We start from the raw sequence: 22,064 nt of genomic DNA, 5'->3' as shown, positions 1-22,064 counted from the left end.
TACCATTTTTTACAAATTATCAACTATAAATTCAAATTGCACAGATCCTTGTACATATATTTTTCGAGATTTTGTCTTAAAATGGCGTAATCTTTCCCTTCCGGATAGGATGGATCCTGCAGGGTGTCGTTTGCTGCATCGTTTGCTTCCTGTAAGATCGCGGCATCCTGAAAAACATCTCCGATGCGAAATGCAAGCTCTCCGCTCTGACGAATTCCAAAGAGATCTCCCGGTCCCCTCAGACGCAGATCTTCGTTCGCAATATAAAAACCGTCGTTGGATTTGTTCAAAATTTCCAGACGCTTTTTTGTCTTTTCTCCGTCTTTCCCATAACACAGGATACAGTAAGACTGTGCATCTCCTCTTCCGACACGCCCGCGAAGCTGATGCAGCTGTGCAAGACCGAAACGCTCCGCATTTTCGATCATCATAACGCTGGCGTTCGGTACATTCACACCAACTTCGATCACCGTCGTGGAAACAAGAACCTGGATTTCATTTTTCACAAAAGCTTCCATGATCTCGTTCTTCTTGGCCGGTTTCATCTTGCCATGGAGATACGAAACCGTAATATCCTGTGGCAGTGTACTTCTCAGTTTTTCTGTATAAGAAATCACATCTTCTGCTTCGATCTGCTCGCTCTCCTCCACCATCGGACAGATGATATACGCCTGATGCCCCATCTTTACCTGTTTCTCTATAAAACGATATGCTTTCGGACGGTAAGAGGTGTCAACCACACAGTTTTTGACCGGCAGACGGTTTGCCGGAAGTTCATTCACAACCGAAATATCAAGATCTCCATACAGGATCACGGCCAGTGTCCTTGGGATCGGAGTTGCACTCATAACCATCACATGCGGCATATCTCCTTTTTCCGACAGAGACTCTCTTTGCCGCACACCGAAACGGTGCTGCTCATCGGTAATCACAAGTGCCAGATTTTTATATTGGATCTTTTCCTGAAAGACCGCATGCGTCCCAATGATGATCCGTGATTCTCCGGAGACAATTCTGCCGCAGGCTTCCCGTTTTTGTTTCGCTGTCATGGAACCAGTAAGCAGTTCTGCATAAAAAGGCAGTTTCTGTTCGCAGATCTGCTTCTGGATAGCCTCCATATGCTGCACTGCAAGCACCTCGGTCGGAACCATCAGGCATCCCTGCCAGCCATTTCCCGCTGCAAGAAATAGGGCAAGAAAGGCAAGGATCGTCTTTCCAGATCCTACATCTCCCTGTATCAGGCGTGACATCAGATAATCACCTGTCATATCACGCTCGATCTCCTGCCAGACCTTTTTTTGTGCCCCGGTAAGTGAAAAAGATAAGTTTGCAATGATCTGATCTGTCAGAGGAATTTTCTGTATCTGAAATCTCTGCGGATTTCGTTCATTTACCTGCTTCAGCTGCCGCAGTGCAAGGATAAACAGATAAAATTCATCAAATACCAGTCTTCTTCTCGCCAGAAGCATCTGTTCCCGATTCTCCGGAAAATGAATCTGTTCAAGTGTAAAATGATATTCTGCGAGATGATACTTGCTGCGGATAGCAGGCGGCAGTGTCTCTTTGAAAAAGGGCAGACTTTCAAGTGCCTGCCGCACTGCTTTCTCGATGGTCTTTGCAGAGAGTCCTTCCGTCAGAGGATACACCGGTTTTAAATGCTGCCGCATCCTGTGATATTCCTCGAAAGAAAAAACAGCTGGCTGCTCCAATACCAACTGTCTGTTTTTCTTTGCTGCTTTGCCCCACAGCACATAAGGCACACCGGCTCTTACGGTGCTGCGAAGATAAGGCATATTATACCAGGTGATGCGTATTTTCTGTGCATCACTTTCGAATACGCCGGATACAATCTGCATGTTTTTTACACGCTTCACTGCCAGCGGTCCCTGAAACTGACCATACAGAGCAGCCGTCATGCCGTCTGTTACGGCATCCGGCTTCTGTATTTCCCCGTACGTTTCATACGTTCTCGGATAGTAGGAAAGCAGTTCCCCGACATTCGTTACGCCCACTTTTGCAAACAGTTTTTCTGTCTTTTCACCAATTCCTTTTAGCTCTGTAAGCGGTGATAATGTATTCATAATTACTCCACAGAAACAACATAATAATAGATCGGCTGACCTCCGGCATAGACTTCCACATCACAGGAAGGATATTTTTCCGTCAGTGCCTGTTCCAATTTTTCTGCATCTTCGGCTTTTGTATCCTCTCCGTAATATACCGTGATCAGTTCTGCATCATCGGCATCCATCAGGGCAATCGTTTCCAGTGTAACATCCTGAATCTCTTTTCCGACCGCAAGGATTTCATGATCGCCGATTCCCATGATATCGCCCTCATGGATCTCCTTATCATCAATGTGCGTGTCACGCACTGCATAAGTGATCTGTCCGGTTTTTACATTTTTGATCTCTTCAGACATTGCCTCCGTATTTTCTTCCACAGAAGCCTCGGCACTGTAAGTGACAACGGCTGTGATTCCCTGCGGAACGGTTTTGGTCGGAATCACGATCACTTCTTTGTCTTTGGTCAGAAGTTTTGCCTGATTTGCTGCCAGAATAATGTTTTTATTATTCGGAAGAATGTAAATCGTCTCCGCATTTACTTCTTCGATCGCACGCAGCATATCTTCGGTACTCGGATTCATGGTCTGACCGCCTTCGATCAGATAATCAACGCCCAGTTCGCGGAAGATTTCACCGATACCCTCACCAATGGAAACGGAAATAAATCCGACCGGCTTCGGCGGCACCATTTTTTTACGCTCTTCTTCTTCGAACTTCTGCTGTTCTGCAACTTTTGCCGCATCTTTGATCAGTTTCTCCTGATGCTCCTCACGCATATTGTCGATTTTGATACGGGTCAGTGAGCCGTAAGTGAGTGCTCTGGAGATTGCTTTGCCAGGGTCGTTTGTATGTACATGGACCTTGACAACATCTTCATCTGACACAACAACGATGGAATCACCGATGGACTCCAGAAATCCTTTGAACTCCTGCTCCGTCTGCGGTGTATACTCTTTCTCGAGCATGATGATAAATTCGGTACAGTAACCGAATCGAATCTCTGCCTGAGCCGGTGCTTCCTTTTCCTGTGCCGGGGCTTTTTTAGTGCTTTCAGCCGGTTCAACCGTATAATCGATCTCTTTTCCAAGAAATGCATCGTAAGCACCCTTTAACACCTGCACAAGTCCCTGTCCGCCGGAGTCTACAACGCCTGCTTCTTTCAGAACCGGCAGCATCTCCGGTGTCTTTGCAAGGACAGCATCTGCCTCTTCGATCACCTGTTTTAAGAAATCATCCAGCGAAATATCATTCTCTGCAAGCTCCAGTGCTTTGTCTGCTGCACCCTTTGCCACTGTGAGGATCGTGCCTTCCTTTGGCTTCATAACTGCTTTGTATGCAGTCTCCACTGCTTTCTGAAAAGCAGCTGCCAGAATCGCAACATCAATCTCCTCATACTTTTTGATTCCTTTTGTAAATCCACGGAACAGCTGAGAGAGGATAACACCTGAGTTACCGCGTGCTCCGCGAAGAGATCCGGAAGAAATCGCTTTTGCAAGTACTTCCATCGTCGGATCTTCCAGTGCCGCTACTTCTTTGGCCGCAGCCATGATGGTCATGGTCATGTTGGTTCCGGTATCACCGTCCGGTACCGGGAAAACATTCAGTTCATTGATCCATTCTTTCTTTGACTCCAGGTTTTTTGCTCCTGCCAGAAACATTTTGGCAAAAAGTGCGGCATTTATTGTATTTATTTCCACAACGAGTTCCTCCTTAATCTATCGGTCTGACACCTTCTACATAAATATTGATCTCATGAATCTCCATACCGGTAAATTCTTCGACTTTATATTTGACATTGTTGATCAGATTGTCTGCAACCGCAGAAATGCTGACGCCATACGCCACAATCACATGAAAATCAAGTGAAATTTCATTATCTTCAACGGTTACCTGTATTCCATTTTTCAGGCTGTCTTTCTTCAGAAGTCTTACCAGACCGTCTTTCATGCTCACCGTTGCCATACCGACAATTCCAAAACACTCTACTGCAACACTTCCGGCATAGGTAGCGATCACATCCGTGTCGATCAAAATCGAACCCAGTTCTGTTTCCATTCTTCCTTTCATATCATGATACCTCCTAGGTTAATAGCTGTATTATTTATTCATTATAACCTGTTTCATATAAAAAGAAAACATGAAAAATCATTTTTTACAGTTTTTTTAAATTTTCGCATTTTTTGCTTGCATTATCATGCAGCTTCTGGTAGAATACTTATTGTTGTGAGCCTATTGTAGGCAATATAATGTCAAGGAGGTGCAGTCATGGCTAGATGTGCTATTTGTGATAAGGGAGCTCATTTCGGTAACAACGTGAGTCATTCTCATAGAAGATCCAATAAAATGTGGAAATCCAACATTAAATCTGTTCGCGTTAAAGTAAACGGTGGAACAAAGAAAATGTATGTATGTACTTCATGCTTACGTTCTGATAAAGTTGAGAGAGCATAAGGATCATAAATGAAAACAGGGATATAAAAGAGCAGGGATCAGATGACAGATCTTCCGGCTCTTTTTTCTTTTGCTCAAATTCTCATTCTGGTCAGAGCATCCTATCTGAATCTTATACAGCAAAAGAGCGGGGAAACCTTTTGGGGGTCTCTCCCGCTCTTTTTTCTTGCTGTCGGATGTTTCTTTGGAACGGTTCTGTTACAGAGTAGCTTTTACTGTTCCGGAAACATGTTCCGTTTTTTTATTTTTTTACAGTCGCTTTCTTTGGCAGACCTGCTTTTTTCAGCATTCTCTTATACTTGGAAAGCTTCTTGGCCGGTACGGTCACTTTTGCTTTTGCATCGATCTTGCTGAATGCCTTGCTTCCGATGGAAGTAATGCCATTTGCTTTTTTCATATTGACAGTCTTCAGTTTGCTGCAGCCTGCAAATGCATTCTTGCCAATCTTCTTCACATTGCTTCCGATGGTTACTTTCTTCAGCTTCCTGCAGTTCTTGAATGCATTTTTGCTGATCTTGGTCACTTTGTAAGTAACACCGTTGATCTTAACGGTCTTGGCAACGTTTACAGAAGTTACTTTCTTATCTGCTGTAACAACTGCTGCTGTCTTCTTCTTTGCATTCAGGATCTGATAAGTGACCTTATTCAGAACTTTCTTGTTCACAGTCGGTTTTTCCGGCTCACCTGGTTTCTCTGTAGGTCTCTCGGTCGGTTTTTCCGTTGGTTTTTCTGTTGGTTTTTCGGTTGGTTTTTCCGTTGGTTTTTCGGTCGGTTTTTCCGTTTCCGATTCTACTTTCTTCAGTTTTGCTTTTGCATCCTGTAAAGCGGTCAGCAGTTTCTTCAGCTCCTCTGCTGTTGCATCTGCTTTGGCATTTACAGCGTTTTCATATGCTGTTTTAAATGCTGCCCAGCTTTCTTTCGTGTAAGTACCGGATGCATTACCATCTTCGTAGATACCCTTTGTTTCTGCATTTTCCACTGCATTTCCCAGAGCGGTCTTTGCCTGTTCGATTTCCTCTTTTTTCAGATCTTCGCTGGTCTGTTTCGGGCACTCCAGTGTGATGATCTCACAGATGGACGGTGCTGTTTCACCCCAGGTGATCTTTACATCGTATACCTGATCATATCCATACGTATAGAAGGTGTTCAGGCTCTTATCCAGTTTACCGATCGTCTCCCAGGTGTCTGCACCGGTACGGATGGAAACTTCTGCATTGCTGATGGATTTCTGTACAATGTTCAGTTTGCGGACATTGGTTGTATCAGACAGATGATATACCAGAGAACCTTCAGTCTTATCCGTCATATCCGGTACAAATGCGGTTGTCAGATCACCGTCATTTAAGTTCCAAGGCTCCTGACCTCTCTGCAGAGCAGCATCGGTCTCAAATGTCGGATCATTTACAGTTGGAATATATGCACCGCCGTTGATCTGGATCTCATTGAGTTCTACCCAACGAGCACTGTATCCTGCGTTAAAGTACAGACGGATGTATTTTGCTTTTACATTGTTAATGTTTGCATTTTCAACATAAGAATATGCTACATCTACAGTGTCATGTGTCCAACCATTTTCTGCCGGTTTGGTGTCGCGGTCTGTTCCGTCGTTTTCGATACCGTCACCGATCTTGATAAGGTCTGTCCAGGTTTTATTATCAACAGATGCCTGGATCACTGCATCACGAGGATAATCGATTGCAGTATCCAGAACATATACTTTCAGAGATTTCAGTGTGATTTCCTGTCCGAGTGTATATGTTATATAATCGTCTTTTGCCGGTGTTGCACAATATTTTGCCTTCGATGTCAAATCGCCGTCCATCCAGTTTGCGGTCGTACCAAGTTTTCTTGCATCCTCACTGTTTGACGCTCCGCCAATGTTTGTTTCAAGCAGATCCATAGCCCCGATCTCATCGTTTGTCACTTCAAATTTGCTCAGGCTGAAGGTAACATCCGTACTTCCGTTGTTGATCAGGCGGATGTAACGTGCACTCTTTGCAGATGTGCTATCTGTCCACTCTTTCTGATTCAGGGAAGTCTGCAGAGTCAGTTTGTCAGTTCCGTTGCCTTCTGTATCGATGGATGCGATCGCATGGATACGGTCAAGTTTCAGTCCGATGTACTGTCCTGCTTTCAGGGTTACATTGTCTCTTGCATAGACTTTGGAAACTTCATCCCCATAAGTTACTTTCCAGTTCTCATCGTTTGTATTGGTGTAATCCATAACATCGCCGGTTACTTCTGCTTCTTTTCCACAAACAGAGAACTCGTTAAATTTAATCCAGTTGTGACGGTCTTTATTGTTTACCAGTCTGATATAACGTGCAGATGCACCTTTTAAATCTTCCTCATAAGTATCGGTGCCATTGGCTGTTCCGGTCTGTGCAGATTTTGAAGTCCAGCTATTTCCATCTTCTGAATATTCAAGATGATATTTGATCCATTTATCTGCACTGCCCGCACCCATTACAATACGCACTTTGTACACTTCTTTTGCTTCACCAAGATCCATCTGGATATAATCTCCGGCAACGCTGGTATCATTGGAAGCTGGCTTAAACCAAGTAAAGGTAGAATCATCCCCGTCTGTCACATTGGACAGCGGATAACTTCCGGACTGATACAGGCTCCATCCGCTCGTATAGCTGATGGTTCCAGTATATTTGTTATCTGTAACTTCGCTGTTGCCATCTTTTTCAAATGCATCACAGGAAATCTCACGGATGATCAGCCAGCGATTTCTGTCGTTGTTGCTGTTCTTCCAGCGGAATCCTTTGATCTCTTTTGCTTCTGCAAGCTCCAGAGTTACATCTGTGGTAGAACCGGCTGCCGGCTGTGTTTCAAATGCCGTCCAGCTGCTGCCGTCTGTCGTATATTCCATAACACCGTTTGGAATATAATCATTTTCGTGTCCGCTGCATGCCAGTGCGACCGTCATTTTTTTAACCGGTGTCATTTGGTTGAAAAGAAGTCCTACATAGTCACCAGTCTGCTGATCCGTCTGAATCTGGAAATTGGTATTTAAGTTTCCATCAATTGCATTGGCTGCATTTCCGGTATTTCCGGAGTTTTCTGTTCCGCCGACACGGTAGATCAGGGTTCTTTCCAGTTTGATGTGTTCCGGATCAATGATCTGTTTTACGGTATCAGAAACATTTTTCATGACTTTTTCGGTAAACGGAACAATGTAGAGAAGACCTGCTGTCGCATATTTTGTTTCATTTACATAACGGAATCCATAAGTCTGGGAACGTTCATATAAAGTCTGTGCTGCAGAATAGTGCTCCCATACTTTATCATTTTCTTTTGTCTGAACAGCTTTGAGTGCATCCATCAGCTCGATATCTGCTTCACACTCATCACGCAGACACTCAAGGAATGGTGTCATCTGCTCGCTCAGACGTTTATTGGTGCCATCTGTCAGATATTTTACAGCTGCATCGTAAATGGTCTTGAACTCGTTACGCATATCATTCAACTCTGCTGTCGTAACTGTTCCTGCTTCTACTTTTTTCTGGATCTCTGCCAGCTTGTTTTTCAGGTCAACAGACTCTTCAAATTTTGCCTGTCTTCCGGCTGTCTGAACCGGTCCCTGATAGATCATGTGTTTTGCCACTTCACGCAGGGCTGTGGAAGAATCGGATTCCAGTGCGGTAACATGGTCAATGTACTTAAAGGAATCTTCCCATGCCTGGTCTCCTTCTTTTGTGGCATCCCATGGTTTCCAGCTATAGTCTGCTGCGGTAAAGATCGCTACTTTGGAAGGTTCTGAGTGCTGCATCGGGTTGAGGATGATACCTTCATATTTATGACCGTCAATTCCGGTATGCAGAATGGTATTATGTCCGCCCATGATCAGACCGGTCTTGTAGTTATCGTTACATGGCCAGTTTACCCACATGTACGGATAACGTCCTGCGACACCATTGGATGCTACATTATTATAGAAATTATCTGCAAAGTTTGCACTTACCTGTCCCCATACTGCATTACCGGTCATCAACATATGTACCTGTCTGTTGGCAGAAGCATTGATGCCTTTCAGTTTTGCAGAGGAACCATTTCCCATGTAGTCTGTCGGGCAGTACAGGATATCGGTTTTCAGATCCGGATATTTGGTGTTTTTCAGTTCTGTCAGCCAGTTTGTCAGGTCATTGAGCAGTCTGCTTAAGTTTGCTGCACTTGATCCGGTCGCATCATCCTCCAGAAGGGCAATCTGACGCACGCCGGATTCGATCACCTGCAGATATTTTGCTTTTACGGTTGCCAGATCTGCATCGTAATTGTTGAAATTAAATGGACTGTTCATAAACGTATGCAGAGCATAAACGAAGAAACATTTGCTTTCATTGCCTGCCTGTGCAAGTTTTTTGATCTTCTCAAGATCTGCCTTTGGATACAGCTCTCTCCACTGTTTGTTGTGGTAAGGATCGTCTTTCGGTGCGAACACATACTGATTCATCTTGATCTCGCCGCCGAATTTCATCAGATCAATACGGTCTTCCAGTGACCACGGATTTCCATAATATCCTTCGATAAATCCACGGAACTGTACTTCTGCATAGTCTGTCACCGTCAGCTCTTTGATCTTTTTGTCTGCGGAAAGCTGTTCAAAAATACGTTTCAGTGTGGTGACACCGTAAAATGCCGCATCGGTGTCTTTACCAAGGACTACGATCTTGCCGTCTTTGACATACAGCATATAAGCATCGTAATTATCAAAGGTCGCCTGAACCGCTCCGTTTGCTTTTCCGTAAGTATCTGCTGCATCCCCGGAACCATAAACACCAACGATCAGCTCGGTCTTGTCTGACGCTGCACTTTCGTTTCCGGTCAGTTTCAGCACATTCAGCGTGTCTGTGATACGTGTTTTTGTGTAATCGTCAATGTCACTTCCGATCGACAGTTTCACCTGATCGGTAAGCTGCATTTCTTTGTCACCGTAGGTGATCTCCTGCGGTGTCGGGTAGATCTCATACTCACCTGCTGTTTCTTTTACGCCTGCGGATACAGGAATACAGAACAGCATAAGCATTGCCAGAAAAGCAACGAGCTTCATACCCAGTGATGTTGTTTTCTTTTTCATGTGTTTCCTCCTTTTCTTTTTGTACCCCTGCACAAAAGCCTCTTTATCTTAGTCATAAACAGGCAGGGATACGTTACTTTTACTATAACAATTTCCGTAAGTTGCGTCAACTGTTATCTTCAATCTCTGTCGGAAAAGACGCCTGCTTCTGCCGGGATGAATACATGATCCAGAACCGGATCTGTCGGCTGCTTTGCATTTTTTACCGCCTCTTCACAGAAATAATCCTGTGCACAGATCAGCATCTTTTTCCCTCTTTTATCAATCTTTTCATAGCTTCCGTCCGGCTGCAGGATGTGAGCTTTCAGATTATCAGCAAGCTGGATATCCAGAATATGTTTTGCCTGCTGTTTGATCTTTTCATCTTTTAATGGAAATACGATCTCAACACGTTTGTCCAGATTTCGCGGCATCCAGTCCGCACTGCCCATATACAACTCTTCTGCCCCGTCATTATAGAAATAGAAGATACGGGCATGTTCCAGGAAATTGCCGACGATCGAACGTACCGATATGTTTTCGCTGATATGCGGGATGCCGACCTTCAGACAGCAGATGCCGCGGATGATCAGTTCGATCTTCACCCCTGCCGCCGATGCCGCATAGAGTGCCTCGATGATCTCCCGGTCACACAGGGAATTCATTTTTGCAATGATATGGGCTTCTTTTCCCGCCAGTGCCCAGTTCTTCTCTCGTTCGATCAGTCTTAAGAAACGTTTGCGGAGCCAGATCGGTGCAACGATAAGGTCGTTCCAGTGTTTTGGTTCGGAATAGCCGGAGAGCATGTTAAATACCGCAGTCGCATCTTCCCCTATCGGTTCTGCACAGGTCAGAAGACCGCAGTCCGTATACAATTTTGCCGTAGAATCGTTATAATTTCCAGTTCCGAGATGCACATAACGGCGGATACCGTCTTCTTCTCTCCGGACAACCAGGGTGATCTTGCTGTGTGTTTTCAGACCCACCAGTCCATAGATTACATGACAGCCTGCTTTTTCCAGCTTTTTCGCCCAGATGATATTGTTTTCTTCATCAAAACGGGCTTTTAATTCTACCAGAACAGAAACCTGTTTGCCGTTCTCTGCCGCCTGTGCCAGTGCTGCAATGATCGGTGAATTACCGCTGACACGATAAAGTGTCTGCTTAATCGCCAGAACATTCGGATCCTTCGCTGCCTGTTTTACAAAATCTACGACCGGATCAAACGTCATGTACGGATGATGCAGTAAAATGTCACCTTTGCGGATATTGGCAAAAATGCTGTCATCGTTCATCAGTGCCGGTACCGGCTGCGGAATATATTTTTTCACTTTGCAGTCTTCAAACCCTTCCATGCCGTACAGCTTCATCAGAAAAGTCAGATCCAGCGGTCCGCCTATCTCAAATACATCGCTGTCTTTCACGGCAAACTCTTCTTTTAAGATATCCAACAGCCGTTTGTCGATCTTTCCTTCGATCTCCAGACGGATCACTTCGCCCCACTGACGTTTCTTTAACTGTTTCTGGATCTCTTTGAGCAGATCCTCTGCTTCATCCTCATCAATGGATAAATCTGCATTTCGCATAACACGGTATGGATGTGCACATACGACATCGTAACTTAAAAACAGCTGTCCGATGTTCCGCTCTATGATCTCTTCCAGAAGGATCACACGTTTTTCTCCGTCTTTTCCTTCCGGAAGTTCCACGATTCTTGGCAGGACAGACGGCACCTGCACCGTTGCAAAATCCAGTGTCTTATGCTTTTCCTTGCCGTCTTTTCTGCAGATCAGAGCACCGATATTCAGGGTCTTGTTGCGGATCAGCGGAAATGGTCTGGAAGAATCCATCGCCATCGGTGTCAGAACCGGATAGACATTTTCCTCAAAATAAGCATCCACAAATTTTTTCTGCTCTTCGCTCAGACTCTCGTGCTCGGAAATAATTTTCAGCCCCCGCTTTTTCAGAGCCGGGATCAGAGAGCGATTGTAAGTAGAATACTGCAGATCTACCAGTTCGTGTGTCTCTTTTAAGATTTTTTTCAGCTGCTCCGAAGCCGTCATCCCGGAAATATCCTTTTTTGTATAACCTGCGTGCACCATATCTTTCAAAGATGCCACACGGATCATAAAGAATTCATCCAGATTGGATGCTGTGATACTTAAAAATTTCAGCCGTTCAAATAGCGGAAGTGAGGCATCTCTTGCCTCTCCCAAAATGCGGTTGTTAAAACCCAGCCAGCTTAATTCTCGGTTTGTATAGTATTCTGCTTTTTTTAAATCCATTTCACCCATACGGACATACCTCCTTCGTTACATCATTTTTTTCTGACGCAGCACCGGACGGATGCTGAACACTTCCTCGAAAAATTCTGCTTTTTTTGCAAACTCTTTCTTTTCCAGTGACAGATCTTCGTCCGAATAAAGCTGAATGACCAGTTCGTTTTCGTGCAATATCTGTTTTGCCTCTTTGGTCTTCTGCTTGTGGCTGCGGTCCAGCGAATTTACCACTCCGAGGATTGCCGTCAGTTTGGCAATGGTCAGATAATTTTCCCTTGTCATCCGGCTGCTTCCGATCTTGTCGTATCCTTCCAGCGGCACCGTATTATATTTTACCACATTTGCCACAATTTCTTTCTCTTCTTCCGATAATCCGATGATATCCATCGCCATGATTATATGGTACGCGGACTCCCCGGCATTTGACAGGCTGATAAATTTACCGCATCCATGCAGGATCACCGCAATGCGGAGCAGCAGGCGGTCCCGGTCATCGAATCCCTGGCTCTTTTTGATCTTGTCAAAAATACCAACTGCCAGATCTTCGCACACTTTGATATGCGACTTGCTGCACTGATAACGTTTGGCAGCATTTCTTGCAGCCGCCAGGATATCCTCATCAAAGTCATGGCCGAGTTTCAAAAGCCGGTTCTGCTGTGCATATTCATACGCCATGCCATCAGTCAGGTGCAGACCCGGCATCCAGATATTCTCCACATCGGCTGCCTCCAGGAAACAACGGTAAACGACAAGAGACGGGCGCAATACCGAGATCACATCTTCCGGAACCTCGCAGCGTCCTGCCGCATCTTCGTCAGAACGGTAGATCATGTCATCGTAAAAATTCAGGAAATCCGCTCTTGTCATCACATTTTTATGAACGGCATCGCCGATATGGTCCCCGACCACGATCAAATTGGAGATCACACGATCCTTCAGATACAGCTTTTTGTATGACAGAAATTCATTTTTCACAACTTCTGTCAGAAGTGTCTCATAATGCTTCAGGCTCACACCCTCATTCATCATCCGTTCACGCAGCCGCAGATTTCCGATTTTCATATTCTGGCTTGCAACAAGACGATCCTTGTCAAACAGAGAAATCTGAATGCTGCCGCCGCCGACATCTACGATCGCCGTTCCTTTCTGGATGATACGGTTGAATTCATTTTCCCTGGATGCGATCGATTTATAATCCATAAAACGCTGTGATGCATTTGAGAGAACTTCCACTTCCAGACCGGTATGGCGTTTCACACGATCCAGAAAAACAAGCTGGTTACCCGCTTCTCTTACTGCACTCGTGGCACACACACGCCAGTCATCCACGCGATATCCTTTCATAATCCTTACAAAGTCATTCAGAACCCGGCAGAGTTCATCAGTCATCTCCACACCGATCCTGCCATCACGGTATACATCTTTGCCAAGTTCCATGCGATGGCACACGCAGTCGATTTCTTTGATTCCTTTTCCGGAAGTGATCTGAAAAATCTTCATTTCCACTTCATAGGAACCTATATCGATTGCTGCAAAAAGTTTCATACTCACACGTCCTTTCTCTCCTGTCCAAGCAGATGATCAATAAACTGCTGTGCAGTACGTCCGGAAAGTCCGCCATACTGCAGTTCCCACTGATTTGCCTTTAAAAACAGCTCTTCTTCCGACATCGTAATTCCGTGTTTGTCTGCCAGGACGCGGACGATATTCTGAAATTCTTTTTTGCTCGGTGAACCAAAATAAATCTTCAGTCCGAAACGATATGCCAGTGACAGTTTCTCCTGCACCGTATCAGAAGTATGCAGATCGTCTCTTCGCTCTTCCTTGTCACTGAATTTTTCACGGATCAGATGTCTGCGGTTGGAAGTTGCATAGATCAGTACATTTTCCGGCTTGCGTTCCAGTCCGCCTTCGATCACGGCCTTCAGGTATTTATATTCGATTTCAAATTCCTCAAAGGAAAGATCATCCATATAGATAATAAAACGATAATTTCTGTTTTTGACCTGAGCGATCACATCATTCAGATCCTGGAACTGATGTTTGTAAACTTCAATGATACGCAGTCCCTGGTCGTAATATTCATTGAGAATGCCTTTGATGCTGGAGGATTTTCCGGTGCCGGCATCACCAAAAAGCAGACAGTTGTTTGCTTTTCTTCCCTGCACAAAAGCTTCGGTATTTTCGATCAGTTTCTTCTTTGCCAGCTCATAACCTACCAGGTCATCCAGGTGTACGTGTGCGATCTTGGTGATCGGCACGATCTGTACGCCATCTTCATCATGTGCCACGCGAAATGCCTTATGCAGTCCCAGTTTTCCCACACCGAAATCTTTGTAGAAAGAAGTCATATCTTCTTTAAATTCATGCACATCTTTTGCTCCTGCAAGTTTTTCGCTCAGTTCACAGATCCGGTCACGAATACGCTCGTTAAATACTTTGCTGCTCTGCGGTGCATTAACATAATCTGCAATCATGAAAAAGCAATGTGCACCCAGCTTTTCTTCCAGTGCCTCAAAGTTTAGGGCATATAGTTCACGAAAAATCTCATAATCATGCTCCACCAATGCATTGATGCTGCCATCCACCTCGCCGCGGATCTCGCTTGCATGACTGAACACATTTTCATTGTTTACCAGAAGCCAGGTCAGATAGCTGTGCCATAAATTTCCTTCAAATCCATAAGTACCGGCAAGTTCGGTCAGTTTGTGGATACAGGAAAAATAAAGCCCACGAAGATCCGAAACCGGCATCCCCATCGTTTCTGTCTCTTCCACGATAAATGCCATATCGTTTAAGACCTGATCCTGTTCCTGCTCATATTCTCGGTATACGATTAATTCATCAATTCGAAACATTTTTATCAACCTTTCCAAAAACAGCAGCTTTTTTGCAAAAGCCGCTGTATTTTCAGTAATTTCCAAGTATTTTCATATTCGTTGCCTCTTCGCGGATACCACGCAGGGCATTTTTGACCGCACTGTCGTTTAAATTGCCCTCGAAATCAATGAAGAAACGGTACTCCCAGTTGCGTCCCGGGATCGGTCTGGACTGGATTCCGAACATATTCAGATTGTTATAAATAAAGTGAGACAGAATATTGTAAAGAGATCCGCTGGTATGTGGCGTTTCAAAACAGATGCTGATCTTCTTCGCATCTTTTTGATAAATTCTCTGATTTGTCACAATGATAAATCTCGTAGAATTTGCCTTGTTGCTGTAAATATTTTCTTTTAACACTTTCAGCCCGAAACATTTTGCCGCAAAGGCACTGGAAACAGATGCCTGCGTCACATCGCCGTCCTCTGCCACTTTTTTCGCTGCCATTGCGGTATTCTCAAGCGGGATCTGTTTCCAGTCCCGGTGTTCCTGAAGAAAGCTCTTGCACTGGGAAAGTCCCTGCTGATGGGAATAAACAGTACGGATATCGGAGATTTCTGCATTTTCAAGCCCAAGCAGACAATGCTCACAGCGAATGATCTGCTCACCGACGATATAGTTTTCAAACTCTACCAGCAGATCATACATATCATTGACGCTCCCTGCCGTTGAATTCTCAATCGGCAGCACTGCATAGTCTGCCGCACCTTCTGCGATCGCCTCCATCGCATCTCTCCAGTGCTCCACATGGAACGAGGTGATCTTATCGCCAAAATACTGCTGCATTGCAGCCTGACTGTATGCTCCTTCCACGCCCTGGAACACTACGCGGACATTCTCTTTCTCCAGCTCATCCACACCGATAAACGGCAGGCGGCCTGCCACACCGTTTTCCTCCAACAGCTGATACTGCAGTTTACGGCTCATCGCCATGATCTGCTGAAACAGTTCTTCAATCCCGTGACGGTTGAAGTCGTTGTGTGTCATATCTTTTGCCTTTTCAATGACTTTTTTTTCACGTTCTTTATCAAACACCTTTTTGCCGGTGCTGATCTTGTACTTTGCCACTTTTCGGCTGATCTCCATACGCTTCTCAAAAAGCTCCGTCATCTGACGGTCAATGGAGTCTATCTCATTTCTTAAGTCCTGTAAATCAACCATCAAGTTCTCTCCTTAACTGTTCTATTGTCCTGTTCAAAACCGGATGACGTACCCACGGTGCGATCTGAGAGAGCGGCACCAGGACAAAATCCCGGTTCTGCATATCAATATGCGGAATATGCAGCTCTTCTGTGTCGATGACCTCCTGATCATACAGCAGAATATCCAGATCCAAAGTACGCGGTCCCCACCTGAGGATACGCTCCCTGTTTGCTTCTGCCTCGATCCGATGCAACTGAGCCAACAGTTCCTGCGGTGTCAGAAGCGTCTCCATCTCAAGGACGCCATTAAGGAATTCGTCCTGCTCTGTCACTCCATAAGGTTCTGTTCTGATAAAATCTGACACCTTTTTCACGCTGCTGCCCGGCAGTTTTGAAAGTTTTTCCACTGCCTCTTTCAGATAGGCCATCTTATCTCCCATATTGGAGCCAAGTGCGATATAAACGGTATGTCTACTTCTTCTGATCTCCACAGAGACTGTCCTGAGCGGCAGTCCTACCGGAGCCCACGGTTTCTGGATCTCCAGGCGAAGTGCCCGGATCAACGAATATCTGCAAAACAGCTCCGCTGCCAGCCCCTCTGCCGCCGCTTCGATCAGCTTAAAGGTATGTTTCTGCAAAAAATCCTGGATCGTATGGCTGACTTCGCCGTAATTTACCGAATATTCCAGTTCGTCTGTCAGGCCTGCCATCCGCACATCCACTGAAAGATCCGCACTGATCACAAACTTCTGACCCAGTTTGTTCTCTTCCGGATAGACACCGTGGTTGGCAAACACTTCCAGATCTTTGATATAAATTGTATCCATCATCTTTCTCCTATCTGCCTGTTATCTGCCGAGGATGGCTTCTGTCATCTTCAAGGCACGGTAGTTTTCTTTTACATCGTGTACACGGACAAAAGCGACCCCTTTCATCACACCGATCACAGTGGTTGCCACGGTTCCTTCCATTCTCTGATCTGCCGGAAGATCCAGTGTCAGTCCGATCACGGATTTTCTGGAAGTTCCAAGCAGGATCGGATAGCCGAGCGCATGCATGCATTCCAGTTTGTTGATGATCTCCAGATTATTTTCATAAGTCTTGCCAAATCCGACACCCGGATCAAGGATGATATTCTCATCGGCGATGCCTGCTTTTTTTGCAATGTCAATGGTCTCCTGCATATCTTTCAGGAAATCTGCAATAAAATCAGTGTAATCCGGCTCTTTACGGTTATGCATCAGACAGCATGGAGCATTTTTTCGGGCGATCACGCCTGCGAGATCCGGATCGTACTTCAGTCCCCAGATATCGTTGACCAGATCTGCTCCTGCGTCAAGTGCTGCCTCTGCCACTCTACTTTTGTAAGTGTCGATAGAAACCGGCACATCAAAGTTTTTCTTTACCATCTCGATCATCGGAACCACTCTGGAGATCTCTTCCTCATCGGAGATCAGTGTATAACCTGGTCTTGCGGACTCGCCACCGATATCAATGATCGTTGCTCCCTGTTCTATCATTTCCTGTGTATGACGCATTGCCCGACCCTTGTCGTTCCATTTCCCGCCGTCGGAAAAAGAATCCGGTGTCACATTTAAAATCCCCATCACATAAGCGTGATTTTTCAGATCAAATTCTTTGTTTCCTATCTTCATCTGCTTTTCCTCTTTTCGTATATTCTGCCTCAGTACTGTATCTCCATATTTTTCTTTTCCGTGCTCCAGTTGCACTCTTTTTCGGCACGGCAGCCAAAGCAGCATCTGGACATTTTATCTGCCCGGTATAAGATCCCGGCAAGATCATCCCGCTTTAACATCTCTTTGTTGCGGTGATTTTCGATCGCATAGAGAATCTCTTTCATCTCTTCCGGATAAAATCCGCAGTCCGTCAGGATCTGCTCTGCGATCGGAAGCCCTGCGATCTGGTGCGGAGTTCCGTTTTCGTACTGAATATGCCTCCCTATATCATGAAGAAGAGCGGCTGCATAGATCCGCTCTTTCGATATCTCCTGATTTGCTTCCAGATTAAAGATCCATGCCAGTCTGGCAACATCCAGCAGATGTCCCATATCATGTCCACAGAAAATCCGGTCTTTTTCTTTTTCATCAATCTGTCTGCGGCAGCTCTGATAAAGTGTGTGCTGCAAAATCTGATTTACACGTTCCATTCTCATTATAAACGCACCATCTGATAAAAAGTATCCTGCAGTTCTTTGTTGTTATCAAACACACCTCGTGTCACGGTCGTTACTGTCTGTGCACCCGGTTTTTTGATCCCACGCATCGTCATGCAGAGATGCTCTGCCTCGATCATAACCATAACGCCCTGCGGGTGCAGATTGTCCATAAACGCATCGGCGATCTGTGCCGTCAGCTGTTCCTGGAGCTGCAGTCTTCTTGCAAAAACCTCTACGGTTCTTGCGATCTTGCTCAGACCGACTACCTCGCCGTTTGGAATATATGCAACATGTGCTTTTCCAAAAAACGGAAGCATGTGATGCTCGCACATCGAATAAAATGTGATATCCTTCTCAACAACCATATCCGCATTGTCCACATGGAAACGCTTCTCCAGATGAATCGCTGCGTTCTGATCCATACCTCCTGCCAGCTCACAGTACATTCTCGCAATACGGTCCGGTGTCTCTATCAGTCCCTCTCTGTTTATATCTTCCCCGATACCTTCCAGTATTAGTCGTACCCCTTCTCTTACTTTTTCCTGATCTACCATAGTTTTCAAACCTCACTTCTTATTGTATCCAGAGCTTTCACAATCTCACCAAGAAACGAGAGGGATCCGAAAGCGAGGATTACGTCGTCTTTTTTCGCCTTTTCCAGACTTTTTCTTACCGCATTTTCTATCTTTTTCTCAAATGTCACATCCGCTTTTTTCTTTTTCCATGCTTCTGCCAGTTCTTCCGCAGGCAGTGCACGCGGATTGCCCGGTGTCTCTACCGTGATCACATCCGCATCAAATGCAGACATCTGATCAATGATCGTTTCGTATTCTTTATCTTTAAAAACACCCATAATGTAATGGAGCCTTTTTTTCGGAAAATACTGACGTACTGAATCAGCCAGTACCCTTGCCCCATCGCGGTTATGTGCTCCGTCTATAATAAAATATGGCTCTCTTTGAAGAACCGTAAATCTGCCCTTCCAGCTTGCTTTTTGCAGACCACTGCGCAGTGCTTCTTCTGAAATGGCATAGCCAAGATCGATCAGGGCTTTTACCGCTTCCACTGCCAGAACGGCATTTGCAATCTGATAAGAGCCTGCCAGATGGATCTCAAGGCTGTCATACCCGCCATAGGAAAAATACTGCTCTTCACACCCATATACGATGTCCGTTGCATTTGCCGCATCTGCGATACGCAGATCCGCCTTCTGCCTTTGACAGACCTGCCGGATCACTTCCATGGCTTCCGGCTGCTGTCTCATGCTGACCACAGTCGTATCCGGCTTGATGATACCGGCTTTGCACGCGGCGATCTCTGCCAGAGTGTCTCCAAGAAATCCCATATGATCCATGCTGATCGATGCGAGCACTTCCAGAACGGTCGTCTTTATCACATTCGTGGCATCGGTAGCTCCTCCCATGCCGACCTCCAGAACGACCAGATCACACTTTTCCTCCCTGAAATAGAGAAAGCAAAGTGCCGTCTCGATCTCAAAAGCGGTCGGATGAGGTGCACCGTCACGTACCATCTCATCGGCACAGCTTTGTATCTGCGTCGTCAGCCTTGCCAGAGCATCTTTTTTTATATATATTTCATTTACCTGTATACGTTCCCGGTAAGAAAACAGCGTCGGCGAAATATATCGTCCAACGCGATAACCTGCTTCTTTCAGAACGGTAGAAAGATATGAAAGTACCGATCCTTTGCCATTGGTACCGCCGATATGAATGAATTTCAGATCATCCTGCGGATTGCCAAGCCTTGCAAGCAATTCTTTCATTGTATCCAGCCCGAGAACACTTCCGTATCTGGCAGCATCGTCCAGATACGCTCTTGCTTCTTCGTAATTCATAGAACTCCATTCTTCTTCCAGTATTGTGCCGGCTTTTGCAAGTATCCTGTTCCACAATAAGAAAACCATCCTCGCCCGGCATCCTATCACGTTGAATTATAGTATACCCGACCTGATTTTGCAAGAACATTATGGTCCGGCAGAGTATAATCTTTCCCGTTTCCGGTTATACTTTTCCCATGAAAAATAATTTTATCCGATGCGGTATCTGCGGCTGGTGCCTGGAGCTTCTGTGGACCGGTTTTCTTTCCTTTCGGCGGCGTGAATGGAAGCTGACCGGTCATTCTTCCCTGTGGATGTTTCCTATCTACGGTATGGCAGCTTTCCTGAAACCGCTCTCAAACTTCCTTTGCAGCAAAAAATGTTCTTTTCTCCTGCGTGGCTTTCTATATATGCTGTTTATTTTCACCGCCGAATATATGAGCGGAAGCCTTTTGAAAAAACATCACTGCTGCCCGTGGGACTATTCCGGGACACATTTTCAGATAAACGGTGTGATCCGTCTGGACTATGCACCGCTCTGGTTCTTCTGCGGTCTGCTTTTTGAATATCTGAATCAGAAAAATGGCTCAACTTCATCTTGAAATCTGTCTGCAAATGGTATATGATAAAGAAAATCTGAAGTTAAAAGGAGGAAATTATGAGACATATAATGAGTCCGCTGGATTTCAGTGTGGAAGAACTGGATCAGCTCCTGAATCTGGCCAATGATATTGAAGCAAACCCAAAAAAATACGCCCACGCATGTGAAGGCAAAAAATTAGCGACTCTTTTTTACGAACCAAGCACACGTACCCGCCTCAGCTTTGAAGCTGCTATGATGAATTTAGGTGGTAATGTACTTGGTTTTTCTTCGGCCGATTCCAGCTCCGCTACAAAAGGAGAGACCGTTGCAGACACCATTCGCATGGTCGCATGTTATGCCGACATCTGTGCAATGCGTCATCCAAAAGAAGGTGCACCGCTTGTGGCATCCTTACATTCTCCAATCCCGGTGATCAATGCCGGAGATGGCGGACATCAGCATCCGACCCAGACACTTACGGATCTTCTGACGATCCGCTCCCTGAAAGGAAGACTGGACAATCTGACGATCGGTCTCTGTGGTGACTTAAAATTCGGACGTACCGTTCACTCCCTGATCAGTGCATTGGTCCGCTACACCGGAATCCGTTTTGTCCTGATTTCTCCGGAAGAGCTGCGTATCCCAAGTTATATTCGCGACGATGTGCTGCGTGAGAACAACATCGAATTCGAAGAAGTAGAACGTCTGGAAGATGCACTTCCGAAGCTGGATGTCCTTTATATGACCCGTGTACAGAAAGAACGTTTCTTCAATGAAGAGGATTATGTCCGCATGAAGGATTTCTATATTCTTGACAAAAAGAAAATGGAACTTGCACCGCAGGATATGATCGTTATGCATCCGCTCCCTCGTGTCAATGAGATCGCAGTTGAAGTTGACGATGACCCAAGAGCTGCTTACTTCAAGCAGGCTCAGTATGCTGTCTATGCACGTATGGCTCTGATTCTTACACTTCTGGAGGTGAAAGTATGTTAAATGTAGGTCAGTTAAACGAAGGTGTGGTTCTCGACCACATCGAAGCAGGAAAGAGCATGTCCATCTACCATTATCTGAAACTGGATCAGCTGGACTGCTGTGTTGCCATCATCAAAAATGCCCGCAGCAACAAAATGGGCAAAAAAGATATCATCAAAGTAGAATGTCCGGTTGACATGCTGGATCTTGATATCCTTGGTTTTATCGACCACAATATCACCGTCAACATCATCAAAAACGGTGAGATCGTAGACAAGAAAAAGCTGCACCTTCCAAAACAGATCGTCAATGTGATCAAATGCAAGAATCCTCGCTGCATCACATCGATCGAGCACGGACTGGATCAGGTCTTTGTCCTTTCCAATGAAGAAAAGGAAATTTACCGCTGCAGATACTGCGACGAAAAGTATCACGCTTCAAAATCCAAACATAAATAATAAGATGTGGGTGTCAAAAGTCCCCAACTATGATGCCTACGGATTGTTCCGTGCGTTGCACTCCCACAATCCTCCCCAGTATTCGCATATCGTGGGATTATCATCCCACTTTTATGCTCATATCGGGGCGGGTCCCAAGGTCTTTCACCCAC

Annotated in this window: 17 protein-coding genes; 4 read left to right on the top strand and 13 right to left on the bottom strand. The window is 45.3% G+C overall.

The window, feature by feature from the left end; translation table 11 throughout:
• Positions 1-23 precede the first annotated feature (23 nt).
• The 3 genes from recG to ACLTL4_RS03910 are packed head-to-tail and all read right to left on the bottom strand — an operon-like array spanning position 24 to position 4,133.
• Positions 24-2,081 carry an ATP-dependent DNA helicase RecG gene (recG, locus tag ACLTL4_RS03920; RefSeq protein WP_412320256.1) on the bottom strand — a complete coding sequence of 686 codons (2,058 nt, stop codon included), beginning with the start codon at positions 2,079-2,081 and terminating at the stop codon, positions 24-26.
• Positions 2,082-2,083: 2 nt separating this feature from the next.
• On the bottom strand, positions 2,084-3,763 hold the full coding sequence (locus ACLTL4_RS03915; protein ID WP_248834555.1) for a DAK2 domain-containing protein: 1,680 nt from the start codon (positions 3,761-3,763) through the stop codon (positions 2,084-2,086).
• Positions 3,764-3,776: 13 nt separating this feature from the next.
• A complete protein-coding gene (locus ACLTL4_RS03910; RefSeq protein WP_412320255.1) occupies positions 3,777-4,133 on the bottom strand; it encodes an Asp23/Gls24 family envelope stress response protein in 357 nt (118 codons plus the stop codon).
• A 198-nt stretch (positions 4,134-4,331) separates the two neighbouring features.
• On the opposite strand from ACLTL4_RS03910, the gene rpmB reads away from it, so the two are divergent.
• The gene (gene rpmB / locus ACLTL4_RS03905; protein WP_022119585.1) at positions 4,332-4,517 is read left to right on the top strand and encodes a 50S ribosomal protein L28; all 186 of its coding nucleotides are present in this window, start codon (positions 4,332-4,334) and stop codon (positions 4,515-4,517) included.
• A gap of 241 nt (positions 4,518-4,758) precedes the next feature.
• On the opposite strand, the gene ACLTL4_RS03900 is transcribed toward rpmB, so the two are convergent.
• The 10 genes from ACLTL4_RS03900 to ACLTL4_RS03855 form a co-directional block, all read right to left on the bottom strand.
• On the bottom strand, positions 4,759-9,603 hold the full coding sequence (locus ACLTL4_RS03900; RefSeq protein WP_412320254.1) for a beta-N-acetylglucosaminidase domain-containing protein: 4,845 nt from the start codon (positions 9,601-9,603) through the stop codon (positions 4,759-4,761).
• A gap of 119 nt (positions 9,604-9,722) precedes the next feature.
• On the bottom strand, positions 9,723-11,867 hold the full coding sequence (locus ACLTL4_RS03895) for an RNA degradosome polyphosphate kinase (protein ID WP_412320260.1): 2,145 nt from the start codon (positions 11,865-11,867) through the stop codon (positions 9,723-9,725).
• A gap of 27 nt (positions 11,868-11,894) precedes the next feature.
• Positions 11,895-13,406, bottom strand: coding sequence for an HD domain-containing protein (locus tag ACLTL4_RS03890; RefSeq protein WP_022119582.1), 1,512 nt, complete (start codon positions 13,404-13,406; stop codon positions 11,895-11,897).
• A 2-nt stretch (positions 13,407-13,408) separates the two neighbouring features.
• Positions 13,409-14,719 carry an ATP-binding protein gene (locus ACLTL4_RS03885; RefSeq protein WP_412320253.1) on the bottom strand — a complete coding sequence of 437 codons (1,311 nt, stop codon included), beginning with the start codon at positions 14,717-14,719 and terminating at the stop codon, positions 13,409-13,411.
• Positions 14,720-14,771: 52 nt separating this feature from the next.
• Entirely contained in the window at positions 14,772-15,902 is a 1,131-nt protein-coding gene (locus tag ACLTL4_RS03880; RefSeq protein ID WP_412290636.1) for a chorismate mutase, read from the bottom strand.
• Entirely contained in the window at positions 15,895-16,710 is an 816-nt protein-coding gene (gene folK, locus ACLTL4_RS03875; protein ID WP_412290635.1) for a 2-amino-4-hydroxy-6-hydroxymethyldihydropteridine diphosphokinase, read from the bottom strand. The genes ACLTL4_RS03880 and folK overlap by 8 nt, the downstream gene beginning before the upstream one ends.
• 21 nt (positions 16,711-16,731) lie before the next feature.
• Complete coding sequence (gene folP, locus ACLTL4_RS03870) at positions 16,732-17,538, bottom strand: dihydropteroate synthase (RefSeq protein WP_412290634.1); 807 nt, start codon at positions 17,536-17,538, stop codon at positions 16,732-16,734.
• Positions 17,539-17,567: 29 nt separating this feature from the next.
• Entirely contained in the window at positions 17,568-18,056 is a 489-nt protein-coding gene (locus tag ACLTL4_RS03865; RefSeq protein ID WP_022119577.1) for an HD domain-containing protein, read from the bottom strand.
• The gene (gene folE / locus ACLTL4_RS03860; RefSeq protein ID WP_412290632.1) at positions 18,056-18,613 is read right to left on the bottom strand and encodes a GTP cyclohydrolase I; all 558 of its coding nucleotides are present in this window, start codon (positions 18,611-18,613) and stop codon (positions 18,056-18,058) included. The genes ACLTL4_RS03865 and folE overlap by 1 nt, the downstream gene beginning before the upstream one ends.
• Before the next feature lie 5 nt (positions 18,614-18,618).
• Positions 18,619-19,983: a bifunctional folylpolyglutamate synthase/dihydrofolate synthase gene (locus tag ACLTL4_RS03855; protein WP_412320252.1), complete on the bottom strand. Its 1,365-nt coding sequence runs from the start codon at positions 19,981-19,983 to the stop codon at positions 18,619-18,621.
• A 110-nt stretch (positions 19,984-20,093) separates the two neighbouring features.
• On the opposite strand from ACLTL4_RS03855, the gene ACLTL4_RS03850 reads away from it, so the two are divergent.
• The 3 genes from ACLTL4_RS03850 to ACLTL4_RS03840 are packed head-to-tail and all read left to right on the top strand — an operon-like array spanning position 20,094 to position 21,912.
• Positions 20,094-20,498 carry a putative ABC transporter permease gene (locus ACLTL4_RS03850; RefSeq protein ID WP_147631388.1) on the top strand — a complete coding sequence of 135 codons (405 nt, stop codon included), beginning with the start codon at positions 20,094-20,096 and terminating at the stop codon, positions 20,496-20,498.
• Between the two features lie 56 nt (positions 20,499-20,554).
• Complete coding sequence (pyrB, locus tag ACLTL4_RS03845; RefSeq protein WP_173895591.1) at positions 20,555-21,475, top strand: aspartate carbamoyltransferase; 921 nt, start codon at positions 20,555-20,557, stop codon at positions 21,473-21,475.
• Entirely contained in the window at positions 21,469-21,912 is a 444-nt protein-coding gene (locus tag ACLTL4_RS03840) for an aspartate carbamoyltransferase regulatory subunit (protein WP_412290629.1), read from the top strand. Before pyrB ends, ACLTL4_RS03840 begins: the two co-directional genes overlap by 7 nt.
• Positions 21,913-22,064 lie beyond the last annotated feature (152 nt).

This window comes from Hominisplanchenecus sp., assembly GCF_046967715.1.
Lineage (GTDB): Bacteria > Bacillota > Clostridia > Lachnospirales > Lachnospiraceae > Hominisplanchenecus > Hominisplanchenecus faecis.
Note: the sequence above shows the minus strand (reverse complement) of the source record. Positions and strands in the feature narration are given on the sequence as shown.